This is a genomic window from Desulfonatronum lacustre DSM 10312, assembly GCF_000519265.1.
Classification (GTDB): Bacteria; Desulfobacterota; Desulfovibrionia; order Desulfovibrionales; family Desulfonatronaceae; genus Desulfonatronum; species Desulfonatronum lacustre.
The window spans coordinates 367637-386919 of the sequence record NZ_KI912608.1; the positions used below are offsets into that span (position 1 = coordinate 367637).

Here is a 19283-nt window from a genome sequence, read left to right on the forward strand (position 1 = left end):
GATTGTCAGGCAGTCAAAGCGCGGACGTGCGCCAGCGCGGCGAGGGCCATGGAGTGGAGGTCGTAGCCGCCTTCCAGCAGGGAGACGATGCGTCCCTGAGCGCCGTTTTTGTCGGCGATGTCCCGGACAATGGTGGTCAGCTCAGTGAAGTCGTCCGGGTGCAGGCGGAATCCACCCAGCGGGTCGGCCTCCAGGGCGTCGAAGCCGGCGGAGATCAGCACCAGTTCCGGCTGGAAGTCACGGGCCGCGGGCAGGAGGCGTTCCAGGAACGCCTCGCGGATCGGAGCAAGGCCGGTGCCGTACGGGAAGGGGCAGTTGATGGTGAAGCCCTCTCCGGCGCCGTCGCCGGTTTCGTGGGCCGCGCCGGAGTAGGGGTACCAGTTGCTTTGGTGGGTGCTGAAGAACAGGACGGACGGGTCGTCGTAGAAAATTTCCTGGGTGCCGTTGCCGTGATGCACGTCCCAGTCCACGATCAGGATCCGCTCCAGCCCATGGGCGATCTGGGCGTGACGGGCGGCCAGGGCCACGTTGTTGAAGAGGCAGAAGCCCATGCCTTGTTTGGGGCGGGCGTGGTGGCCCGGGGGGCGGACCACGCAGAAGACGCTCTTTACGTCTCCCTGGAGCACCGCGTCCACGGCGGTCATAGCTCCCCCGGCGGCATGCACCGCCGCGTCCCAGGAACCGGGGCCGACGTTGGTGTCTGGAAATCCCAGGCTGCGACGGCCTTCCTGGATGCGTCGCCGAACCAGGTCAATATATCCGGGGCCGTGGCAAGAGGCGAGTTCCTTCTCCGTCGCCGGCCGAGGGCGCAACCGCGGAAGTCCCGCGGTTTCCCGATCCTCTTCCAGGGCGCGGACCAGGGCCGTGTAGCGCATCGCGCTCTCCGGATGCCCGGCCCCGGCGTCGTGGACCGCGAAAACCGGGTCGTACAGCAGGGCCGTGGTCATGGACCGCATGGAAGCTCGTTTCTCATGTCGTCGCGACGCGATCAGCCCGTGCTGCCGGGATGCCGGGTGCGCAGATCAGCCGCGGCCTTTTCCACTCCGTCGATCATCTTCCGCCGATTCGCGTGCAGCTTTTCAGCCAGTTCCGGATCATCCAGAGCCAGAATCTGGGCGGCCAGCCAGGCGGCGTTGCGCGCCCCGGCGCTGTCCAGGGCCACGGTGCCCACGGGAAAGCCGGGAGGCATCTGGACCGTGGCCAGCAGCGCGTCCAGTCCGCCCAGGGACGAGGCGGTCAAGGGCACGCCGAGCACGGGACGGGTGGTTTTCGCGGCCACGGCCCCGGCCAAGTGAGCGGCCATGCCCGCCGCGCAGATGAACACCTTGCAGCCCTGATCCTCCAGCTCCCGAACCAGCCGCTGCACCCGCTCCGGGGTCCGGTGGGCCGAGGCCACGGTGAACAGGTGCGGAATGCCCAGGGAACCGAGCACTTCGGCACAGGGGGCCATCTTGTCTTCATCCGAGATGCTGCCCATGAAAATGGCGACTTTGGTCATATCAAGGCTCCTTAGTGTTTTTTTGGGGGGGAGGTGAAAGAAAAACCGCGTTGCCGCATCCGATAAAAATACCGACGAACGTTCCGCCGAGCATTTATCCAGATACGATCAACGCGGTCAAGAATACGTGTGACGAGCTGCTCCAGGGCGAAAATGGACGGTGAAGTTCATTGTCCCAGGCTGAGTTGCTTCTTGAGTTCGCCCCAAGGCACGTCCTCGCCCGCTTCCGCGAGAACGTTTCGGGCCTGCCCCACATCCAGACGGTCTTCCAGCAACTCAAGAAGCTCCAGGTCCTCCAGCGGAACCATCGCGGCTATTCTTTTTCCATGCCGGGTGAGGACGACGCGTTCCTTGGCATAGCTCGTCCGGTTCAACAGATCCGCGAAGTGATCTCTTGCCTGCGCGGTGGTAAGTGTCTCCATCGGTCCATTCCTGCTTTTTTTGTACAAAAAGTACAAGTGAGCCGTGATCTGGTCAAGCCCACCCGAACACGTTCAGTAAACAGCTTGTTCGGGCGGGCATTCAGCTCCCGCGGAAGAGATCGTGAGGAATCAACCCATGGGCGTATTCTCCACCAAAGCCCAGACTCCGCACGGGCAGCATTTCCCGCAGAAGCCGCAGCCGATGCATTTGTCCGGGTTGGAGACGCGTTCGTATTTGCCGTTGCCCAGGTTTTTTCGCTCGATGGCCGCGGTGGGACAGACCGCGTCGCACAGGCCGCAGTCCATGCACGAGCCGCAGGAGGAGCACTGGGAGGCGCAGTGCTCCATGTCGTTGTATTCGGTGATCCGGGGGTCGTAGTATTCCAGGGTCATCCGGGAGTAGTCGATGCGCTCCGAGGTTTCGCTGTACTCGATGGAATAGTCCTTGAGCCAGGCAGAATCCACCTGGGGGCGCTTGCCCGAAGCCATTTCGTCGATGGTTCTGGCCGCCTTGCGTCCCGCGCCGATGGCGTCGGTGAGCAGGCCGGGCTTGACGATGTCGCCGATGGCGAAGACCTGGGGGTCGGAGGTCTGGCCCATTTCGTTGACCAGCACGAAGCCGCGGTCCACGGCGATGGTCTCGGGCAGAAAGCCCAGGTCCGGCAGGTCGCCGATGGAGATGACCACGGTGTCCGCGGGGATGACTTCGCCGGTGGTCAGCAGCACGCCCTCCGGGGTGATCTCCTTGGTGAAGCAGGGATACCGGAAGACCGCTCCGGCCCGTTCGGCCTCCTTGCGCTCCTCGCCGAAGGAGGCCGGTTCCTGGATGTCGATCAGGGTGATCTCCTCCGCGCCCAGGCGGTGGGCCACGGTGGCCACGTCGCAGCCCACATTGCCCGCGCCGATGATCACGAGGCGTTTGCCCACGGGCTGGTTGTCCAGTTTGGCGTTCTTGAGAAAGGTCAGGGCCGGGATGATCCGCTCGGAACCGGGAATGGGAATGGTCCGGGGCTTCTGCGCGCCGGTGGCGATGACCACGTAGTCGAAGTCCGCCTTGAGTTGGTCGAACTCCTTGTGGGTCAGGTTCTGTTGGAGATGCACGTGGGGCAGAACCTTGCGCACCCGTTCGATCTCCGCCTCCAGAACCTCCTTGGGAATGCGCTGCTCGGGAATGGCCGTGGCCATCTTCCCACCCAAGACTTTTTCCAGGTCGTAGACCCAGGTGTCGTGACCCTTGAGTCGGAGCTGCCAGGCCACGGAGATTCCGGCCGGGCCGCCGCCGATCACCGCCACCCGTGCGCCGCCGAGGTCCGGGAGCTTCGGAGGCTTGGAGGAAACGCCCTTTTTGCCCAGCGGAGTGATGTCCACGGGCTGGAGGTTGCCGGCCACGCCCTTGGTGCAGCCCTGCATGCACAGGTGGGGACAGAGATAGCCGCAGATGGAGGCCGGAAAAGGGGTGAAGGCCAGGGCCACGTCCACGGCCTCGTCCACCTTGCCCTCGCGGATCAGCCGCCAGCGCTCCTGGACCGGCATGCCCGTGGGGCAGGCGGACTGGCAGGGGGCCAGGTACTTGCGGTGCTCCCAGACCGGAACGTAGCGGCGCAGATCCCCGGTGGTGATCAGCGGGACGGGACTCCGGTCCAGGTCGGTCAGGTCGCCGATCATTCCGCCCCGGCCCAGTTCCTTGTCCCAGACGTCGCGATGAAACTGGGCCATGGAGCGGCGCTTGGCCCCGACCTTTTCCATGGGCGTGCGCGCGGCGATGCACTGCCATTCTTCGCGCACCGTGAGCTTTTTGAGCAACCGTTTGCGTTTGATTCTGCCCAGGAACAGTTCCATATTTTCGGTCAGCCAAGTCCATTCCTCGTCGGAAATGGGGATCAGCTTGGCGTCGGCCTGGCTGTAGCCGTGGATCGGGCCGCGAAAGAATATTTTGCCCCCGACCATGCCCACACAGGGCCGGTAGCCCAGGACGTTGCGCGGGTCCTGGGCCTCATGGCCGCAGATCACCGCGACGCCGCCGGCCATGAATTCGGCGAAATAGTCCCCGGCCGAGCCCAGGACCCAGAGTTCCGGATGGGCGAACCGGGGATTGTACTTGGTCATGGTCATGCCCCGGGAACCGATGTTCCCGGCCACCCAGACCTTGCCCTGGGCCATGGCGTTGCAGGCCCCGTTGGTGGCGTAGCCGTGGACCACAATTTCCGCCCCGGCATTGAGCCAACCGATGTCGTCCGAGGCCGGACCGTGAATCTCGATGGTCGTACCCGGCGAGCCCATGGAGCCGGTGCGTTGCCCCGGAGAGCCGGTGATCTGAACGGTGACCGGCTTGTCCTGGGGCTGAAAGATCCGTCCGCCGATGCCGTGTTGGCCGAAAGCGGCGATATCCAGATTGCACGCCCCGCCGCGCACCGCCTCCTGGATGCGCTCTTCCAGAATCCGGGAAGACACCCGCCCAGCTTCGTCCTTGCCGGCGATGTGAACTGTTTTTGCCTTGCTCATTGCTCTGCCTCTTCAGGTTTGTTTTCTCTGGAATCGCCATCGAAATCGTGATCGAAATCGAAATCGACTTCATCATATCCATGGCCCGCCAGGTCTTCCTTTACGCAATACCCTCTTCCGCCTAATCCACTGAGCATTTGGGCCATGCGGTCCAGCTCAACCTTCCGTGCACGGCTTTCGCTATCAGCAAGCGCTTTCCCGATCACCAGAACATCCTGGATCGCTGCGCATTCCAGGGCTGATCCGCGGGCGATTTCAAAGTATCGCCTGCGGTCGGCCTCAGCCGTCTTGCCGTTTCCTTCGGCAATATTCAGCGGTATGGATTGGCTGGCTCGAAGCCATTGATCGCGCGCTGTCCGGTAGATTCCGCTCAGATTGGCGGCCTTCTCGAATCCCCATGCCACATAGCTTATCGAGAGGCGAATATACGTCGAGTTTTTCGTGTCCGATGGCCATATTTTTCGATTTCGATTGCGATTTCGATTTGGATTTCGATAAAAGCCAGGTAAAGGCGGCATCACTAAACCACGTACTTGATCTGCAATCGCTCCGCCGCGGCCCGGTCCGCGATGCCCAGGGCGTCGGACATGCCGATGGGCAGGGAGGTGGAGCGGCCCAGGGGGGCGACGATTTTCTTCAGCTCCGTGTCAAAGCCCACGTACACGTCCACCACCCGCTCGGCCACCTGCTCCGGGTCCAGCCGCCGATACAGGCGCGGGTCTTGGGAGGTGATGCCCTTGGGGCAGCGGCCGATGTTGCAGATGTTGCAGCGGTCGCCCTCGGAGCCCAGGCAGCCGGCCGCGGCCTGCATGATGTACTTGCCGATCTGGACCGCGCTGGCCCCGAGCATGATCAGGGCCGCGGCATTGGCCGCCAGGTTGCCGTTCTTGCCCGTGCCGCCGCCGGCGATGATCGGCAGTTCGTTCTGTTTGCCCAGCTTGACCAGGTTCAGATAGCAGTCCCGCAGATTGGAGGCGATGGGGTGGCCCATGTGGTTCATGGACACGTTGTAGGCCGCCCCGGTACCGCCGTCCTCGCCGTCGATGGCCAGCCCGGCGGCGTAGGGATTGCGGGTCAGGTTGTTCAGTACGGCCAGGGACGTGCTGGAGGCCGAGATCTTCGGATAGACCGGCACCCGGAAGCCCCAGGCCATGCTCATGGACTGGATCATCTTGGCCACGGCCTCCTCAATGGAGTACTTGGTCTGGTGGGTGGGCGGGCTGGGTAGGCTGACCCCCGGCGGTACGCCGCGGATGGCGGCGATGAGCTGGTTGACCTTGTGCCACTGGAGCAGGCCGCCGTCGCCGGGCTTGGCGCCCTGGCCGTACTTGATCTCCACGGCGCAGGGGTCTTCCTTCATGTGCGGGATGGCGTGAACGATCTCGTCCCAGCCGAAGTAGCCGCTGGCGATCTGCAAAATCACGTACTTCAAGAACCGGGAGCGGAGCAGCCGGGGCGGACAGCCGCCCTCTCCCGTACACATCCGCACGGGCATGCCCAGTTCCTCGTTCAGGTAGGCCACGCCCATCTGCAACCCCTCCCACATGTTCGGGGAGAGCGCGCCAAAGCTCATGGAGCCGATCATCAGCGGATAGATTTCCCGTACCGGCGGCATCCAGCCATTCTCCCGCCGGGTCTTGAGGGCCTCGGCCGGGGGCAGGATGCGTCCGATCAGGGTACGCAGCTCGAACTCGTGGCGGCCGGCATCCAGGGCCGGGTCGGTGAGCATGGAAATGCGCATGAACTTGATCTGATCCAGAACGCTGTCCCCGGCATTGCGCCGACCGCCCCGGGTTCTGGGCTGCCCCCCCCGGTCGCGGTGGAAGCGGAGCAGGTCCGTGGATTCGGACTTGTGGGGCTTGATGGCGTTGTTCGGGCAGACCATGTTGCACATGGCGCAGCCGATGCAGGCATAGGCCGGGTCCGTGCGCTGGCGGATGCCGTAGTAGATATTGGAGGTGGACGAGGGCTTGTCCTGCTGACCAGAGGGCTTGTCAGGCGTCCGCTTGTCCAGCAGGCCCAGGGGCGGGGTGAAGATGGTCCGCTTGCGGAACGTCCCGAACTCGATGGCGTTCACCGGGCAGACCGCGGTACACCGCCCGCACAGGGTGCAGGTCTGGATGTCCCAGTCGATCTGCCAGGGCAGATCCCGCTGGCTTAGTGTTGACGGGGTAACGGCTGTGTTTGCCGGCATATTCGTACCTCCTGACAGTCCGGCGAAACAATGGCCGTGTCAAGGTGCATGGGTTGAAAATCCTTGGACTTGTCGCGATCCGGAATGGCCGCGTCCAGGCCGCAGGCCTCGGAGGAAAAGGCGTACAGTCCGGGCCGTCCGCCGACGATTCCGGGCCGTAATTTCTTGCGGTCCTGGACCATGAACATGGTCTTGTCCGGCAAACAGCCGATCACGCAGTTCGGGCCGTCGATGATCAGTCGGCGGCAGGCCTGTTTCATGGTGTGCAGAAAGTCCCGGTCCGGATGGGCTTCCAGGTCGTCATCCTGGAGCGGGGTGATCACGTGCTTGTAGGCTTCCAGGCTCAGTCCGAGACCTTTCAGGGTGAAGTGCAGGATATGGGTGAACACCTCGGAATCGGACTGGTATCCTTCATATCCCGGCACGCCCTGGCTGCCCAGGTACTCCTTGATGGGCACGAAGGCCGTGTTCTCTCCGTTGGTCATGGTGGAGACGCCCTGGATGAAAAAGGGGTGGCAGGCGTAGAGATTGATCCCGTAGTTGGTGTTCTGCCGACCCTGGGCCAGAATCCGCCCTGCATACACCTCTTCCCGGTCCAGCCCCAGATAGGCCCCGATCTCCATGGGATCGCCGACCTCCTTGATCATCAGCACGTCCGGCCAGAAGCTGAAGACAACGATGTCTTCCTCGGCCTGGCCCATGTGGCGCAAAGCTAGGCGGGTCTTGGTCAGTTCCTGTTCGCGCACGGCCGGGGCCAGATCGGCCCAGGCCGACGGCGGTTCAAAGACCTGGGACAGATAGATATCCCGTTTCGGGGTGCCCGGAGGCGGGGTCTCTTTGGCTTCCAGGGTCAGCCGGTATTTGGGCGTGAAGCCCTGGCTGGACATGAATTCTTCCATCCTTTGCACACCGGCATGGGTGAAGATGCCGGAAAGGATGGGCAGGTGCTTGCAGTCCTGGAAGGGACCGGCCAGGTCGGTCAGAAACAGACCGATTCCCGAACCGTCATGACCTTCCTTCATCACGTCCAGCGCCTCGATGGCCCGCATCGGAGAAATGGGGACGGAGCTGGTCAGGGAGAACAATCGGCACATGGATTCTACTCGTGGGGCAAGAGGGGGAGAGATGGGCATCCGGATCGCGGTCCGGATGCGGACCTGGGTTCAAAAAAATGACAATTTTTTTCAATTTGCTCTAAAATGACAACCAATTTTTTATTGATGATACAAAAATGTAGCTTCAGGGAGACGAATAAATGGCAAAGCGGCCATCTGTCAACGCTCCACAACCAAAAAAAACACGCACTACCGCATTTTCAGAGTACAAGACCAAGTCGCCTCAGGCATGCTCGACGAACTTTAATCCGCGTGGATACTAGCCTGAGAGGACGTAAAAACGAATTCTTTTCGCGGTCGGAAATGACGACTTGCCATTTTTGAAAGGTGTGTAATGAATGCGCAAGACCATGGCAAGGGATTTGGGCCATGGATTGGGAGGGCGGTGAAGCAGGTCGGTTACGGGGAGGGGTTGATCGGCGAGAGGAGTGCGGGGGGAGATTCAAGGGCTGGGCCGGTTGTTCCGGCCTTCTGTCCCTATGGGCCCGTCTCCCGTGGACCGTCCGGCCGAGGGACGCGAGGGCGATTGGGTTGGCGGGACATGATCTTGATGCCTTCGGAGGTGAACTGTTTGATTCGGGCGATGAATTCCCGGGGATCGTCCCGGCCCTGGGCGATGTCCTCCAGGGCTTTTTCCCAGACATGGGTGATCTTGGCCGAGGTGAGATGGGGGACGGTGGATTCCACGAAGTCGATCAGGGTGATCCCGGTGTCCGTGGCGATGAGGCGCTTCTTGTCCCGGCGGACGTAGCCGCGCTCCACCAGCAGTTCGATGATCGCGGCCCGGGTGGAGGGTCGGCCGATGCCCACGGCCGGGGCGGGACGGGATTGGTCCTCCAGGCCCATGAGGGAGTTCAGCGCGGTTTCGCGATCAGATCCCGGCTCGGCGCCGTTTTCCGCACTTGTCGGGTTGTCGCCCGCTTGCGAGCCTGAAGTATCGAAATCCCCTCGCTCCATGGCCGCCAGGAGGGTCTTTTCCGTGAAATGGGATGGGGGCTTGGTCTTGCTGGCCTTGACCTCGGTGGCGTCCACATGGATTGGGCTGCCTTGCTCCAGGGCCGGGAGGACCACGTCGTCGCCCTTGCGCCAGGGCTCGGCCACCAGCCAGCCGGAATCCAGGAAGACCTTGCCAGCGGCCTGGAGCTTTTGCCCATCCACGTCCAGAAGCATTTTCGTGTTGCGGACCCCGGCTGCGGGCAGAAATGCGGCGATGAGCCGTCGGGCCACCAGGTCGTAGATCTGTTTCAGGCGTTGATCCATGCCCGAGGAGGGCGTCTTGCCCGTGGGCAGAATGGCGTAGTGGTCCGTGACCTTGGCGTCGTTGACGCAGGCAAAGGATGCTCCGGACTTCAGGCGCTCCAGGGCCAGGTCGGTCAGGGGCTTGTAGCCTTTGGGCAGGGCGGCCAGGCGCTGGGGCATTTCCTTGAAGATTTCCTGGGTGATGTACCGGCTGTCCGTACGCGGGTAGGTGATCACCTTTTCCGCTTCGTAGAGCTTCTGGGCCATGTCCAGGGTCTGTTTGGCCGAAAAGCCGTACTTGGCGTTGGCCTCTTTCTGCAGCGCGGTCAGGTCGTAGAGCAGGGGCGCGGCGATGGTCACGTCCTTCTGCTCCAGGGTCGCGACCACTCCGTCCAGGCCGTTCACCTTGTCGGCCTGGTCCTGGGCGTCCCGTTTGGTCTTGAACCGGTCCGCGGCAAAGTCCGGCGGGGCCAGGACCTGGGCCGGAAAGGGCTCGCCCTGGGGAAACCGCGGGGAAGAGAGCGTAGCCGTGCAGGTAAAGAAGGGCTCGGAGACAAAGGCGTCAATGGCCTTGCGCCGATGGACCAACAGGGCCAGGACCGGGGTCTGGACCCGGCCGATGCTGAATTTGTCCCCGCCCTTGATGGTGTAGGCCCGGGAAAAGTTCATGCCCACCAGCCAGTCGGACTCCGAGCGGGCCCGGGCCGAGGCGGCCAGGTTGTCGAAGCGCCCCCCGGGTTGCAGTTCGGCGAAGGCCTTGCGGATCCCGGCGTCGGTATTGTCCAGAATCCACAAGCGGCGGAAAGGTTTGGCGCACCCCAGGTAATCGTAGAGGTGGCGAAAGATCAGCTCGCCTTCCCGGCCCGCGTCCGTGGCCACGATGATTTCGCCCACGTCCTCCCGGGCCAGTAGGCCGCGCAGGATTTCAACCTGCCGGGCGGTGTTCGGCAATTCCTTGAGCAGGAAGCGCTCCGGAAACATGGGCAGCGTGGCGAAGGACCATTTCAGCCAGGCCGGGTTCTGCTCGCCGGGAAAGGCGTAGCCCAGCAGATGGCCGATCATCCAGGACACCACGTAGCGGTCGTCCTCCAGAAAGGCCGCGGAACGGGCCTTGGCCGGGGCGATTTTGAGCACCCGGGCCAAATCCCGCCCGGCCGAGGGCTTTTCAGCCAGGATCAGGATTTTCATCGGAATTGTCGCGGATCGTGGTTCAATGCCCGATCCACTTCAGCCGGTACAGGTCCCGCCGTCGGCTCTTCATGTTTCGCACGCTGCCCTGGCGGCGCAGTTCCTTGAGCAGGTCCAGGTCCACATCCGTGATCAGAGTGGTTTCCGTGTTCGGGGTGGTTTCCGCGGCAATGGCGTCGTGGGGAAAGGCGAAGTCCGAGGGGGTGAAGATGGCGGACTGGGAGTACTGGATGCCCATGGTTTCCACCTTGGGAATGTTGCCCACGCTGCCGGAGATGACCACGTAGCATTCGTTCTCGATGGCTCGGGCCTGGGCGCAAAGGCGCACCCGCAGATAGGCGTTCTTGGTGTCCGTCCAGAAGGGAACCAGGAGGATGTTCGCGCCGCGCTCCACCAGCAGCCGGGCCAGCTCCGGGAATTCGATGTCGTAGCAGATCAGGATGCCGATCCGGCCGATGTCCGTATCAAAGGTCTTCAGCGCCTCGCCCCCGGTCAGGCCCCAGGAGCGATTTTCCTCGGGCGTGATGTGCAGCTTGTACTGGGCGTCCCAGGTTCCGTCCCGGCGGCAGAGAAAGGAGACGTTGTACAGTTTGTGGTCCCGGTACTCCGGCACCGAGCCGCTGACGATGTTGATGTTGTAGGCCAGGGCCAGGCGCATCAGCTCCTCGCGCAGCACCTCGGTGTACTCGCCCAGCCGACGCATGGCCTCGGGCGGACTCTCGTCCTCGTACTGGGCGATCAGCGGGGCGTTGAACAGTTCCGGAAACAGGACCAGATCCGTGCCGTAGTCCGAAACCGTGTCCACGAAGAACTCCACCTGCTGTTGGAAATCGTCGAAGGACGCGAAGCGGCGCATCTGCCATTGGACCGCGCCCAGCCGGACCACGGTCTTGCGTCCGCCGATCAGTCGGGTCTTGGCCTCGTAGTAGATGTTGTTCCATTCCAGGAGCACCGCATTGCCCTCGGACTGGTGATCCGTAGGGTAGTAGTTCTTGAGCAGCCGCTTGATGTGGAAGTCGTTGGAGAGCTGGAAAGAAAGCACCGAGTCGTAGATTTCCTTGCGCTTGACCCGGTTGATGTATTCCTGCGGGGAGATTTCGTCCTTGAACTTGCGATATCCCGGAATCCGCCCGCCGACGATGATCCCGCGCAGATTCAGCTTTTCGCAGAGCTCTTTGCGGGCGTCGTACAGCCTGCGGCCCAGGCGCATGCCCTGGTATTCGGGATCGACGATGATCTCGATGCCGTAGAGGTAGTCCCCCTCGGGTTCGTGGTTGGACAGGGTTCCGTCGCCCACCACCTGCATGTAGGTGTGCTTGCCGACATAGTCCGCGTAGTCGATCATCATGGTCAGGGCCACGGCCACGGCCCGGCCCTTGTCCTCGATGCAGATCTGTCCTTCGGGAAACCGGTGGATCATGGCTTCAATCTGGGACTTTTCCCAGGGAGTGTCCACGGTTCGGTAGACCCGCTGCATCATGGCCCGGACATCGGCGTAGTCCTCGGCGTGCAGGTTGCGCAGGTTCAGTTTGTGGGAGACGGTTTTTGACATGGTGATAGCACGTTCTCTATTTAAAATGGTTTGTCGCGGGGTGTCGGGGTCGGGAGTGAGCGGTTTTTGGTTGGACCGAAAAGGGTTCCGCCTGTGCTTCCTTACAAAAGGAGCGCGGGCCGGGCAAGGGGAGCGGATTGCCTCGGTTTCACGATTCGAATGCGTCGAGTTGGCGCAACGCTTACAGCCGTGCCGCTTTACTTTCCCCGGAAAGTGGATATTGTCCGGCCTTGCTCTTGCGTGATTGGAATTGAGCCCCTTCTTTCGTCGCCTCCATCGGCCCCCTCTCGCCGGTCAGAGTCCAGCCCGAACGAATTCTCGAGCCCAGAGCTTTCCCCTACCTCGCCGAAGTTTCGGCACGCAGTCCGTATCACGCCGTTTTGCGGATTTTCATCTCTTTTATTTTGGAGTTATTGTGAATTTTGAAGCCTTTGCGCTGGATAAGCGCATCATGGTCGGCGTTTCTCGCGCCGGATACCAGGTCCCGACCCCCATCCAGATCCAGGCCATTCCGCCGTTGCTGGAAGGGCGGGACGTTCTCGGTTTGGCCCAGACCGGCACGGGCAAGACCGCTGCTTTTGCCTTGCCTATTTTACAGAAACTGCTCGCTCTGGATGTTCCCAAACAGGGACCGGTCCGGGTTTTGGTCCTGGCCCCGACCAGGGAACTGGCCGTGCAGATCCACGAAAACTTCGTGGAATTGGGCGCTGAAACCGGGATGCGCTGCGCCGCGGTCTTCGGCGGAGTGAACCAGAACCCCCAGGTCAAGAGTCTGAGCCGGGCGACCATCGTCACGGCGTGCCCTGGTCGTTTGCTGGACCTGATGAACCAGAAGCTGGTGGATCTGTCCAAGGTGGACACCCTGGTTCTGGACGAGGCGGATCGGATGCTGGACATGGGCTTTGCTCCGGACATTCGGCGCATCGTTTCCCGGTTGCCCGGCAAGCGCCAGACCATGCTTTTTTCCGCGACCATGCCCGACGAGATCCGGAAGTTGACCCGTGAGTATCTGCGCGATCCGGTGGAGGTGAAGGCCGAGATCACGGATCGCAAGGCGTCCATCTCCCATGCGTTTTATCCCGTTCCGGGCCATCTCAAGGCCGGGCTGCTGGAAGAACTGCTGCGGTCCACGGACCACGAAACCATGCTGGTCTTTACCCGGACCAAGCACCGGGCCAAGTCCCTGGCCAGAAAGCTGGAAGGCAAGGGCTGGGCCGCCACGTTCCTGCAGGGCAACATGTCCCAGAACCGGCGCCAGGAGGCCATGATCGGCCTGCGCACCGGCAAGTACACGATCATGGTGGCCACGGACATCGCATCACGGGGCATCGACTGCGAACGGATTTCCCACGTGATCAACTTCGACATGCCGGACACCACCGAGAGCTACACCCATCGCATCGGCCGCACCGGTCGGGCCGAGCGCACCGGGGAGGCCCTGTCCCTGGTCACCCGTGAGGACGACGAGCAGGTCCGGGCCATTGAGCGCAAGTTCGGCGGCAAGATTGAACGACGAACCGTGGAAGGCTTCGACTACGCCGCACCCGGCAGCGTGGAGCCGGAACGGGACCGGGACGGCGACCGTTCCCGCCAAGGCCGATCGTTTCACGGTCGGTCCGGTACGTCGCGAGGGATGTCTCAGGGCCAGTCCCAGGGCCAGTCCCGGGGCCGGTCCCGAGCTGGGGCTGAGAGCCGGGCTCGATAGATTCCGTCGCGAATTCTGAACCAAAAGGCCCCGGAGTGATCCGGGGCCTTTTTGTTTTCGTCTCCAGAATCGGAACGTTCGGGGCGGCTTGTATCCGGGCCGGCGGGCCTGGGCCATTTTGTTCTCTGGCAAATATCCATAATTTCGGAGTGGTAGATTGCAGGGGGGGCAAGGGGAACCTCCAAGGGTGGGCCGGCAATCATCGAAATCGCTGTCGAAATCGGAATGTTGCCGGAAATCGATTTCGATCACGATTTCGATTTCGATACCGATCCAGAGTGCCCGTGGTTCGAGAACAAAATTGCCCTGGTCGGCGGGTCTGGGCTGGTTGTCATTTGCAGACCGTCGCGGTAGGCATTCGAGTGCGACGATATCTTTTATCAGCCGGTGGAGGCGGGGGGGATGATGGGTGGGAGATGCACCGTGCCGCGAGGGATCGCGGTTTTTGATCCGATTCGCGGAGGCGTGAAAGGCCTCGCCAAGGGGCTTGTCTGGCTGGGACTCGCCCTGAGCCTGTTTTTGGGGGGCACTCCTGGAAGCGCGGGCGTCGCTCGGGCGGAACAGGGCTCGCCGCGCACTTTCGGCTATGAAATGTTCGACCGGCACGGTTCGGTCATGCTGCTGATCGAGCCGGAGTCCGGGGTGATCATCGACGCCAACCGGGCGGCTGCGGATTTCTACGGGTATCCACGCGCCCTGCTCCGGACCATGACCATCCAGGACATCAACGCCTCATCTCCCGAGGAAGTCCGCCAGGAGCGGGAGGCAGCGGCCCGGCAGGACCGCAACTACTTCGTCTTCGAGCATCGCCTGGCCGACGGCCGGATCCGGATGGTGGAGGTGACCTCCTGGCCCATCAAGTTCGGCGACGCCACGGTCCTGTTCTCCATCATCCAGGACGTCACCGACAGGGCCGAACTGGCTGCGGCCATGGAGCGGCGGACGAAGCATTTCTTCTGGTCCCTGGGATTGGGCATTTGCGCCCTTCTGGGCATCATCGCCGTCCTCGTCCATGTCCTGAGACGGCGCAAACAGGCCGTTCTGGCCCTGGACGCCCAGGCCCGCTTCCTGCACACGATCATCAATTCCCTGAGTTATCCCTTTTACGTCATCAACGCGGAGACCTACGCCATCGAACTGGCCAACCGGGCCGCGCTGCCCGACGGCATGCCGCCGGAGGGACTGACCTGTCATCGCTTGACCCACCAGGTGGATCATCCCTGCCACGGCCTGGAGGAGCAATGTCCGATGCGGATCGTCAAGCAAACCGGGAAGCCGACGATCGTTGAACATACCCATCGCGACCAGCAAGGCGTCAAGCGCATCGTCGACGTCCACGCCTACCCGATCTTCAACGAGGCCGGAGAGGTGGTCCAGGTGATTGAATACTCCCTGGACGTCACGGACCGGCGCAAGATCGAGGAAGCGTTGCAGCAGGCCAATGCGCGGCTCGAGGAGGCCATGGGGCAGGCCAAACGCATGGCCATGGCGGCGCAGGCGGCCAACGTGGCCAAGAGTCAGTTTCTGGCGAACATGAGCCACGAGATCAGGACGCCCATGAACGGCGTGATCGGCATGACCGGCCTGCTCCTGGACATGAATCTCACGGAGGAGCAACGCGGCTACGCGGAGATCATCCGGACCAGCGGCGAAAGCCTGTTGTCGCTGATCAACGACATTCTGGACTTTTCCAAGATCGAGGCGGACAGGCTGGACCTGGAAGAGGTGGATTTCGATCTGCGGGCCGCGGTGGAGGATACGATCCAGGTCCTGGCCCACAAGGCGCACGAAAAGGGTTTGGAACTGGTCTTGCGGATCGACGCCGAGACGCCCACCCTGCTGCGCGGCGATCCCGGCCGACTGCGGCAGGTTCTGTTGAACCTGTGCGGCAACGCCATCAAATTCACCGCCGCCGGCGAAGTGGTGACCGAAGTCGCCCTGGAGCGGACCACGGAAGACGGCGTCCTGATCCGGTTTACGGTGCGGGACACGGGCATCGGTATTCCAGAAGAAAAACTCGCCGAGATTTTTGATCCTTTTCATCAGGTGGACGCCTCGGTTTCCCGCAATTTCGGCGGGACCGGCCTGGGGCTGACCATCTCCAAGCGGCTGGTGGAGATGATGGGCGGCAGCCTGGGCGTTGAGAGCACGGAAGGCCAGGGCTCCACGTTCCGGTTTACGGCGGCCTTGGGTCGGCAGGAGCGGGAGGCCGACGCGGCTCAACCGTCCTTGTTCGGCGACATGCGGGATGTTCGGGCACTGATCGTGGACGACAACGCGACCAACCGGCTGGTGTTTCGGGAGCAGCTCAGCCGGTGGGGGTTGCGCTGCGATGAGGCCGAGGGGGCGGAAGAGGCGTTGGCGGCCTTGCGCCAGGCTCACGCCGGGGGCGATCCGTTTCGGGTCGCCCTGCTGGACATGCAGATGCCGAAAATGGACGGCGCGAACCTGGGCATGGCCATCAAGGCGGACCCGGACCTGCGCGACACCGTGCTGATCATGCTGACCTCGTTGGGGGTCTATGGCGACGCTCGGCGCATGGATGAGATCGGCTTTGCCGCGTACCTGCACAAGCCGGTCAGGCAGTCGCAGCTTTTCGACTGCCTGCAGACGGTGCTCACCGGCCCTGAATCGGGACGCCCGCTCCAGCCTGCCCGGCCCTTTGATCCCGAAGCCGGGCTGGCCATGGAGACGGATCGTCGGCGACGGGCGCGAATCCTCTTGGCCGAGGACAATCCGGTCAATCAGATGGTCGCCGTGAAGATCCTGGAACGGCTCGGATACAAGCCGGACGTCGTCGCCAACGGTCGGGAAGTGCTCGAAACCCTGGAGAGCCGGAGCTATGACCTGGTGCTCATGGATGTCCAGATGCCGGTCATGGACGGGCTGGAGGCCGCGCGGGAGATCCGTCGTCGGGAGACGGAAAGAGATGCTGGAATGCTGGAATACGAGGATGCCGGAATTGAGAAGTCGGGAAGAGGCGCTGATACTTCAGCCTCTACAGAGCAGTCAGCGCAACAACCCGTCTTGGACAATACTCCCCTATCCTCTCGCAATACTGCATTCCAGCATTCCAGCATTCCAGAATCTCAGGAGACGAGAATCCCGATCATCGCCCTGACCGCCCACGCGATGCAGGGAGATCGGGAACGATGCCTTCAGGCCGGGATGAACGACTACCTGAGCAAGCCGTTGCAGCCGGTGGATCTGCTCCAGATGCTGCGCAAGTGGCTGAAGCGCGATGACGACGAAACGTCGGGCCGGGCATCGACGCCTGTGCCGGATACCGCGCCGCCAGACGCTGATTCAGACGATCCGGGCGTTTTGGAGGACTTCGGCGCTGTTCAGACGGACCGCTCGGCGTCCGTTCCGGTGTTCGACAGGGCGAACCTCATGGAGCGCATCGGCGACGATGAGCAGGTCGCCAGGCAGCTGGCGGCATTGCTTCTTACGGATGTGCCTCGGCACCTGGATGAACTGGAGACGGCTCTTGGCGACAAAAATTCGACCACGGTCCGGGAAATCGCCCACACGGTCAAAGGCATCGCCTTGAACTCCGGGTGCCTGGCCTTGGGGGGGGTGGCCAAGGAAGTCGAAGACGCCGCGACCCGGGGCGATCTTGGACGGCCCGGCGAATTGATGCCCGAGTTATGGAAGGAATTCGATCGGCTTCGGGAAGTTCTGCTGGAAGAATTCGGAGAAACGGCCTAACGGCCCGGAAGGACCGGGGTGCGCGGTTTGTAGGGATACGGCGCGCCGTGCTCCTACGCTTTCGAGGCCGCGGGCTCTGAAAGGGAGGAGGACCGCATGTTTGGAAAGAGTTTCAAGCTGTTTGAGGCGTTCGGCTTTGAATTCAAGGTGGACCCGAGCTGGATCGTCATCGCGGTGCTGGTGACCTGGTCCCTGGCCGTGGGCTTTTTTCCGCACGTGCTGGAGGGCCTGGAACCGCTGGATTACTGGAAATTGGCGCTGATCGGCGCTTTTGGCCTGTTTTTCTCCGTCCTGTTTCATGAATTCTGGCATTCCTGGGTGGCCCGGAAATTTGGGGTCGAGGTCCGGGGCATCACCCTGTTCATTTTCGGCGGCGTGGCCGAGATGAGCCAGGAGCCCAAGACCCCGCAAAGCGAGTTCTGGATCGCCATCGCCGGCCCCTTGGCCAGCCTGTTTTTGGCCCTGAGTTTTTATCTGATTTACGACTCCGGCATCCGCTTCGGCATGGGCGAGGCCCTGAACAGCGTGTTCATGTACCTGGCCCTGGTCAATCTGATTCTGGCGATTTTCAACCTGATCCCGGCCTTTCCCATGGACGGGGGCCGGATTCTGCGGGCCGCGCTCTGGAAGTTCAAGAAGGATCAACTCTGGGCCACCCGGGTCGCGACCAACTTCGGCATGACCTTCGGCCTGGTCCTGATCGGGCTCGGTCTGCTGAACGTGCTTACCGGCAACCTGGTCGGCGGCTTGTGGTACTGCCTGATCGGCTTTTTCATCCGCTTCGCGGCCCGGAATTCCTATCAGCGCATGGCTGTGAAGCAGGCCCTGGCCGGAGAGCGGGTCCGGGCCTTGATGAAGCCGCCGCTGACCGTTACCGGCGCCATCACCTTGCAGGAGTTGGTGGAGGACTACGTGTATCGTTATCATCACAAGTTCTACCCTGTCCGGGACCAACACGGCGTCCACGGATGCATCACCACCCGGCAGGTCGGGGAGGTGTCCCGGGAAAAATGGCCGACCACCCAGGTCCGGGAAGTCATGAATCGCTGCTCCCTGGTCAACACCGTAGCCCCGGAAGAGGACGTGGTGGACGTGCTCCAGAAGATGAACGCCGCGGGCCTGAGCCGGATGATGGTCATGGAAGGGCAAAGCCTGGTGGGGATCATCTCCCTGAAGGACATTCTGGGCTATCTCACCGCCAGGATGGAGTTGCAGGGGGAGCAAGGACTCGGGGAGTAACAGTCCGCTGAAAAACTCCCAATTGCCGCGTTGCTAAAAAAAGTTCAAACTCTCACGTATCAGGACATACGCTTCGACCTTGAGCTTTTTTTGCTCCTTGCACTTGAGGTTTTTGAGCGGACTGTTGAAGAATCACTTTTTTGATACGCGGATGGATGTGATTATGGAAAGAACGTGGCTGGTCGGATTTTCAACGGAGCATGCCGGGGTGATGCGCGCCGCGCTGACTCTGGGGCTGGGGCTGTGTGGCCTCAAGATTGATTTTGTTTGTGAAATGTTCGCGTCGCAATATGGCGGCGACGTCGAGGGCGAAAGCAGGATGGCCGAGCGCTTCGACCGCAAGCCGGAAGATCCAGCGTGCCTGGCCTTGCGGGAAGCCTTCGCCCGCTTGGTTCAGGCAACCGCTTCCGCACCGGCGAGCGTCGAGGAAATCGAAGACCTCGCGACCTGCCTCGAAAAAATCCAGGCCGCGCCCGTTGACGCCGAAAACCGGGCCTCGGCAACGTTTTCCACCGCCGAACTGTCCAGCCTGCGGACAGCCTGTGAACTCTACGCTAGGCTGGCCATCGGGCAGGGTTGGGCCGTGGCCGGTTACCTGGGCTGTCCCGAGGACGCCGCCCAGGCGGCCCAGGCCTTTGACCAACGCTTCAGGGAAATCTTCTTCCCCGAACTGCGGGGCGACGCCTACTACGGAATCAACAGCCAACTGGTCCACGACAACGCAAGGGTGGCCTGGGACGTCCTGCAGGTGGTCCGACAACACCTGGCCTTCCACGCCCTGGGCAAGGTCGTCGGCCGGGACAAGCGAGACGTCCGAACCATGAAAGGCCCGGATTTCGACGACCCCATGCAGCGGTCGCGCCTGGAATTGATCCGCTGTGTCCCGGAAAATCCGTAGTTATTCAGATTATCACCGCG

At 62.4% G+C, this 19283-nt stretch carries 13 protein-coding genes; 4 read left to right on the forward strand and 9 right to left on the reverse strand.

Annotated features, from left to right (window positions below):
* Positions 1-5: 5 nt before the first annotated feature.
* The 9 genes from DESLA_RS0101690 to DESLA_RS0101730 all read right to left on the reverse strand — a co-directional run bounded on the left by DESLA_RS0101690 (position 6) and on the right by DESLA_RS0101730 (position 11710).
* On the reverse strand, positions 6-956 hold the full coding sequence (locus DESLA_RS0101690; protein WP_035261205.1) for a histone deacetylase family protein: 951 nt from the start codon (positions 954-956) through the stop codon (positions 6-8).
* 32 nt (positions 957-988) lie between these two features.
* Positions 989-1498: a 5-(carboxyamino)imidazole ribonucleotide mutase gene (gene purE, locus DESLA_RS0101695; protein WP_028571139.1), complete on the reverse strand. Its 510-nt coding sequence runs from the start codon at positions 1496-1498 to the stop codon at positions 989-991.
* A 167-nt stretch (positions 1499-1665) separates the two neighbouring features.
* On the reverse strand, positions 1666-1920 hold the full coding sequence (locus DESLA_RS0101700) for a type II toxin-antitoxin system Phd/YefM family antitoxin (protein ID WP_028571140.1): 255 nt from the start codon (positions 1918-1920) through the stop codon (positions 1666-1668).
* A gap of 129 nt (positions 1921-2049) precedes the next feature.
* Positions 2050-4422, reverse strand: coding sequence for an FAD-dependent oxidoreductase (locus DESLA_RS0101705; RefSeq protein ID WP_028571141.1), 2373 nt, complete (start codon positions 4420-4422; stop codon positions 2050-2052).
* A complete protein-coding gene (locus DESLA_RS22135; RefSeq protein WP_084031809.1) occupies positions 4419-4940 on the reverse strand; it encodes a four helix bundle protein in 522 nt (173 codons plus the stop codon). Before DESLA_RS22135 ends, DESLA_RS0101705 begins: the two co-directional genes overlap by 4 nt.
* A 2-nt stretch (positions 4941-4942) precedes the next feature.
* Positions 4943-6616, reverse strand: coding sequence for a glutamate synthase-related protein (locus DESLA_RS0101715; RefSeq protein ID WP_028571142.1), 1674 nt, complete (start codon positions 6614-6616; stop codon positions 4943-4945).
* The gene (locus DESLA_RS0101720; protein WP_028571143.1) at positions 6580-7710 is read right to left on the reverse strand and encodes a class II glutamine amidotransferase domain-containing protein; all 1131 of its coding nucleotides are present in this window, start codon (positions 7708-7710) and stop codon (positions 6580-6582) included. Before DESLA_RS0101720 ends, DESLA_RS0101715 begins: the two co-directional genes overlap by 37 nt.
* Before the next feature lie 498 nt (positions 7711-8208).
* Positions 8209-10158 (reverse strand): DNA topoisomerase, encoded by a 1950-nt coding sequence (locus DESLA_RS18100; protein WP_051434283.1) that lies wholly within the window; start codon positions 10156-10158, stop codon positions 8209-8211.
* Positions 10159-10180: 22 nt separating this feature from the next.
* Positions 10181-11710 carry a bifunctional GNAT family N-acetyltransferase/carbon-nitrogen hydrolase family protein gene (locus DESLA_RS0101730; RefSeq protein WP_028571144.1) on the reverse strand — a complete coding sequence of 510 codons (1530 nt, stop codon included), beginning with the start codon at positions 11708-11710 and terminating at the stop codon, positions 10181-10183.
* A 415-nt stretch (positions 11711-12125) separates the two neighbouring features.
* On the opposite strand from DESLA_RS0101730, the gene DESLA_RS18105 reads away from it, so the two are divergent.
* The 4 genes from DESLA_RS18105 (at position 12126) to DESLA_RS0101750 (ending at position 19263) form a co-directional block, all read left to right on the forward strand.
* On the forward strand, positions 12126-13415 hold the full coding sequence (locus DESLA_RS18105; protein WP_035261208.1) for a DEAD/DEAH box helicase: 1290 nt from the start codon (positions 12126-12128) through the stop codon (positions 13413-13415).
* A 423-nt stretch (positions 13416-13838) separates the two neighbouring features.
* Positions 13839-17126 carry a response regulator gene (locus tag DESLA_RS18110; protein WP_169732580.1) on the forward strand — a complete coding sequence of 1096 codons (3288 nt, stop codon included), beginning with the start codon at positions 13839-13841 and terminating at the stop codon, positions 17124-17126.
* Positions 17127-17222: 96 nt separating this feature from the next.
* Positions 17223-18365: a site-2 protease family protein gene (locus DESLA_RS0101745; protein ID WP_028571145.1), complete on the forward strand. Its 1143-nt coding sequence runs from the start codon at positions 17223-17225 to the stop codon at positions 18363-18365.
* A 163-nt stretch (positions 18366-18528) separates the two neighbouring features.
* Positions 18529-19263 carry a hypothetical protein gene (locus tag DESLA_RS0101750; RefSeq protein WP_156932832.1) on the forward strand — a complete coding sequence of 245 codons (735 nt, stop codon included), beginning with the start codon at positions 18529-18531 and terminating at the stop codon, positions 19261-19263.
* The last annotated feature ends 20 nt before the right edge of the window (positions 19264-19283 follow it).

Coding starts and splice junctions, on each gene's coding strand:
- DESLA_RS0101690 (WP_035261205.1), bottom strand. CDS start 956: ATGCGGTCCATGACCACGGCCCTGCTGTACGACCCGGTTTTCGCGGTC.
- DESLA_RS0101700 (WP_028571140.1), bottom strand. CDS start 1,920: ATGGAGACACTTACCACCGCGCAGGCAAGAGATCACTTCGCGGATCTG.
- DESLA_RS0101705 (WP_028571141.1), bottom strand. CDS start 4,422: ATGAGCAAGGCAAAAACAGTTCACATCGCCGGCAAGGACGAAGCTGGG.
- purE (WP_028571139.1), bottom strand. CDS start 1,498: ATGACCAAAGTCGCCATTTTCATGGGCAGCATCTCGGATGAAGACAAG.
- DESLA_RS18100 (WP_051434283.1), bottom strand. CDS start 10,158: ATGAAAATCCTGATCCTGGCTGAAAAGCCCTCGGCCGGGCGGGATTTG.
- DESLA_RS0101715 (WP_028571142.1), bottom strand. CDS start 6,616: ATGCCGGCAAACACAGCCGTTACCCCGTCAACACTAAGCCAGCGGGAT.
- DESLA_RS0101745 (WP_028571145.1), top strand. CDS start 17,223: ATGTTTGGAAAGAGTTTCAAGCTGTTTGAGGCGTTCGGCTTTGAATTC.
- DESLA_RS0101750 (WP_156932832.1), top strand. CDS start 18,529: ATGGAAAGAACGTGGCTGGTCGGATTTTCAACGGAGCATGCCGGGGTG.
- DESLA_RS0101730 (WP_028571144.1), bottom strand. CDS start 11,710: ATGTCAAAAACCGTCTCCCACAAACTGAACCTGCGCAACCTGCACGCC.
- DESLA_RS0101720 (WP_028571143.1), bottom strand. CDS start 7,710: ATGTGCCGATTGTTCTCCCTGACCAGCTCCGTCCCCATTTCTCCGATG.
- DESLA_RS22135 (WP_084031809.1), bottom strand. CDS start 4,940: ATGCCGCCTTTACCTGGCTTTTATCGAAATCCAAATCGAAATCGCAAT.